Consider the following 4,825-nt stretch of genomic DNA (forward strand, 5'->3'; position numbering starts at 1 on the left):
GGCGCCTGGCGGCGGGTGCCGGCGCCAGCCTCACCATCCAGCCGAGCGGCGCACCGGCGCTGGGGCTGGAGATGTTCCTGGGCCTGACCGGCGCGTCCTCGCCCGGCAAGCAGGCGGTGCATGCGCGCATCGGCACCGGCGGCATCGAGGTGTTCCTGCGGCCGGCCAGCGGGGCCGACATTTCCATCGTGCCCTTCGCGGGCCTGGGCTCGCTGGCCGCCGCGGCGGAAGCGGCATTGCCCTTCCTCTTCGACAAGCTGGCCGAAGCGCCGGCGCCGGTCGGGCCGCTGGTGGCCAAGGTGGGCGATGCGCTGGTCATGCGCAGCGGCGCGCCGAAGAAGTTCGACGGCGCACTGCTGCATGACTGGGGCGTGCATCCGGCCGAGAAGCTGCTGGGCGCGCTGCCGGCCATCGGCGCCACGCTCATCGGCGAACTGGCGCCGCTGCTCGACAGCTTCCTGCCTGCCAGCGTCACGGCCAGTTCCGCGCCGGGCCTGCTCATGGTGGCCATCGGCGGCTTCGCGCTGGAGCTGGACACGGCGCAGGGCGTGGTCGCGCTGGAAGGAACCAACATCGCGGTGCCGGGCATCAACCGCATGAGCTTCCGGCTCGCGCTGTCGGGCTCCGGCATCGACGAGGTGAGCGTCACGGCCGGCCCGGCCGTCATCGATGCCGGCGGCGTGGAGCTGCGGCCCTTCGTCACCGTGGCGGCCGGCAACGCGCCGGCGTCGGACCGGCGCGTGGTGATCGGCATGGCAGTGGACGACACGCACCGCTTCGCGCTGCAGTGGCTGCTGGATACGCACCAGGTGAGCCTGGTGGCCATCGACGGCGCCAACCCGGCCGGCCCCGGCGACGACGATCCGGCCAAGGTCGCGCTGCGCGTGGTGGAGGCGGTGTGCGACCTGGTGGCCAGCGTGGCGATGGCGCAGCCGGCCGTCACGCAGCTGCTGGGCACGCCCGTCGGTGCGACCACCGTGCGCAACATGATGCGCGGCGTGGTGCTGCGCGACCAGGCCAACCCGACGCAGCTGATCGACGGCATGTTCGATCCCGGCACCTTGCTGGCGCGCGTGCAGAAGCTGTTCGGCAACATCGCCGCGGCGGGCATCAGCATCGACCTGGGCGACTTCGTGCTCTCGTTCATCAAGGACAGCCACAACATCATCGGGCTGCAGGTGGGCATCGACGGGCGCTTCCCGCTGCTGTCCGGCGACGTGATGCTCTGGCTGGAGAACGACGACGCGTGGATCGACGGCAACCCGCCGGGCGACGGCGGCATCTTCGTCGGCTTTTTGCCCGCCACGCCGCCGCTGGCGTTCACGCCGAGCCTCGCGGTCAACGGCGTGGGGCTGCGCGTGGGCAAGAGCTCGGGGCCGCTCTTGGACATGGGGCTCACGCTGGAATCGATTGCGCTGCATGTGTTCGCGCGCATCGCCTTCGGTGCCTCGCCGGCCGAGCAGTTGAGCGGCGGCGTGCAGCTGCAGTTCTCCAACCTGGCGGTGTCGGCCGGCGGCGCGCAGGGCGACAACGGCATCGCCCAGGGCGTGATGAAGGACACCGGCCCCACGCCGCCCCAGCCGGCCTTCTCGCCGGCGCTGGCCGTCCAGAAGCACGGCAGCGGGTCGGTGAAGGTGTCGCTGCGCGCGGGCGAGGGCGACGGCCCGTGGTGGATCGCCATCCAGAAGGGCTTCGGCCCGCTGTACCTGGAGCAGGTGGGCTTCGGCGCGACCATGCCGGCCGGCACGGTGACCAGCGTGTCGCTGCTGATGGACGGCTCGGTCTCCATGTTCGGCCTGACCTGCGCGGTGGACGACCTGCAGATCACCTACCTGGCCAGCCGCGGCGACTTCTTCAACCCGGCCAACTGGCACATCGACCTGGCGGGGCTGGCGGTGTCGGCCAACATGGCGGGCCTGACCATTGCGGGCGGCCTGCTCAAGCAGCAGACGCCGGCGGGCATCGAGTACCTGGGCATGCTGCTCGGGCGCTTTGCGGTGTACGGCATCACGCTGTACGGCGGCTACGGCGAAGGGAAGGTCCCGGGCAGCGAGGAGAAGTTCACCGCCTTCTTCGCGGTGGGCGCGGTCAACGGGCCCATCGGCGGGCCGCCGGCCTTCTTCCTCACCGGCATCGGCGGCGGCTTCGGCATCAACCGCGAACTGATCGTGCCCACCGACCTGTCGCGCTTCGGCGACTACCCGCTGATCCAGGCGCTGGACATCGCCGCGCAGCCACAGAACCCGATGGACCAGCTGCGCAAGCTGGGCGCGTATTTCCCGATGCAGAAGGGCACCTACTGGTTTGCCGCCGGCCTGTCCTTCAACAGCTTCGCGCTGGTGGACGGGATCGCGGTGGTGGCGGTGGAGATCGGCGACGGGCTGGACATCAACCTGCTGGGCCTGGCGCGCATGGCGCTGCCGCGGCCGCAGGTGGCGCTGGTGTCCATCGAGCTGGCGCTCTTGGTGCGCTTTTCCAGCAGCGAGGGCGTGCTGTGGGTGCAGGGCCAGCTCACCGACAACTCGTGGCTGCTCTACCAGGACGTGAAGCTCACCGGCGGCTTTGCCTACGTGATCTGGTTCAAGGGCGAGAAGAAGGGCGAGTTCGTCCTCACGCTGGGCGGCTACCACCCCGACTTCCACCGCGACGGCTATCCGGTGGTGCCGCGCCTGGGCCTGCGCTGGAGCGTGTCCGACAACATCGTCATCAAGGCCGAGAGCTACTTCGCGCTCACCTCCGAAGCGCTGATGGCCGGCGGCGCCTTCGAGGCCTCGGCGCACTTCGGGCCGGCCTGGGCCGAGGTGAAGTTCGGCGCCAACGGCATCGTCTTCTTCGACCCCTTCCACTACCACGTGGATGCCTATGCGCGCATTGCCGCGGGCGTGACCATCGACACCTGGATCTTCGGCGAGGTCACCATCTCCATCAGCCTGGGCGCGAGCATCGACGTGGCGGGGCCGGACTTCCACGGCACCGCCACCTTCGAGGTGGGGCCGATCGAGCTCACCGTGTCCTTCGGCGAATCGGACAAGGCGCAGAAGCAGCCGCTGCCGGGCCCGGCCTTCGTCGCCAAGTACCTGGAGGCCGCCGACAACGGCGCGGCGCGTCCGCATGCGCTCATCACCGGCGTGGGCGCGCTGCCGGCCAAGGGCGAGCAGTCCACGCCCGACGGCTCGTCGGCGCGGCCCTTCGTGGTGGTGGCCGAGTTCACGCTCACCTTCACCAGCACGGTGCCGGCCACCAGCGTGACGCGCGTGCAGCCGCCGGCCGGCATGCAGTCCACCACGCAGCATGCGGCCAGCCGCGCCATCGGCGTGGCGCCCATGGACAAGGCCAACCTGCAGCCGGGCATCAAGCTCACCTGGAAGCGAAACGGCACGCAGGACTTTCCCTTCACCGCCACCGCGCGGCCCTTCGGCAGCTTCCCGGTGGGCGTGTGGGGGCCGGCGCAGGACGCGAACAACCGCAAGGTGCCCAAGGCCGAGATGATCGAGGCGCTCAACGAGCTCGACCTCGTCTCCGTGGGCAAGGAGTCGCCGCCCGGCCCCGAGATTCCGTACTACCAGGTGGTGCCCGGCGTGCGCAAGCCGCTGCCCTTCTCGCGCCGCACGGTGGACGTGAACCTCATCAAGTCGCAGGCGCAGGCGGTGGCCGGGCTCGTCACCGAACCCACCACCGTGGCGGGCGCCTTCCAGCAGGCCGGCAAGTACCTCACGGCCACGCCCACGGCCAAGGCCTCGCTGCGCGGCGAACGCCAGTCGCCGCCGCTGATGGGCACGCTGGCCGAGGGCCTGCAGGGCGATCCGTCCACCGCCATTCCGGAGGTGGCGCCCACGCGCGAGGGAAAGGTGTACGACCATTTCGTCGATGCGCCGGTGGCGGTGGGCTTCCTGCCGGGCGCGACGGTGGACCTGCGCGTGGCGGCGCCGGCGCGCACCACCGTCAAGGGCTCGGCCAAGGCCTGGCGCAAGACGCCGCCCACGCTGGCCTCGGTGGAGGCCGAGCGCAGCAAGTCGATCGCGGCGCGCCTGGTGCTCACCGAGCCGCAGGCGGCGCGCGCGATCACCGGCCGGCAGCAGACGGTGATCGGCATGGTGGAGGTGCCGCTCACCGCGGTGGGCCATGCAGCACCCGCAGTGGTGTCGCGCACCGGTGCGGAATCGTCGATGCTGGGCGGCTTCAGCAACGCGCTGGTGGCGGGCCAGACGGCGCCGCCGGTGCCTCGGTCCGCGCGCGGTGCCAAGGCGGTGGCCGCTGCCGCCGCCGACCCCGGCGCCACGCTGCTGCCGGGCCAGACGGTGGTGCTGAAGATGCCCAATGCGCTGGCCGATGCCGCCATGGAAGGCGTGCGCCCGCGGCTGCGCATCGGCAGTGCGCCGTCGCGCGTCGTGCTGCTCGGCCTGGGCGGCAACCTGCTGGCGGACCAGCTCGTCGGGCCCGATGCGGCCGGCTTGCCGGGCTCGATCGAGATCGTGGCCGGCACCGAGCGCATCGTGGCCATCGGCCAGAGCACGCAGGCTGCCGCCGCGCGCGACGCGGGACTGGCCGGCTGGCATGCCGGCATGCAGATGCCCTATGCGGGCTGGTCCAGCGCGGTGGCGCCCGGCTGCGTGGTGAAGTCCAACGGCGAGCCGCTGAAGCTGCACCGCGAGCGGCTCGATGCCGGCTGGGTGAGCGGCGCGGAACTGGCGCGCGGCGTCAGCACCGTGACCACCACCTTCGCCGAGGCACCGCGCACCGTCGTCATCGTGCTCGACGACCCGAGCGCCTTCGGCGACCCGGCCGACGGCCGCCAGCTGGTGATGGGCCTGGACGGCGCCGAGCG

General features: G+C 71.7%; 1 protein-coding gene. It reads left to right on the forward strand.

The annotated features are described in order from the left end of the window. Window positions 1-4,825, forward strand: a 4,825-nt coding sequence (locus tag VSO01S_RS27645) for a DUF6603 domain-containing protein (protein WP_218002383.1), incomplete at both ends; no start/stop codon positions are given.

Source organism: Variovorax soli NBRC 106424, from assembly GCF_001591385.1.
Taxonomy (GTDB): domain Bacteria; phylum Pseudomonadota; class Gammaproteobacteria; order Burkholderiales; family Burkholderiaceae_C; genus Variovorax; species Variovorax soli.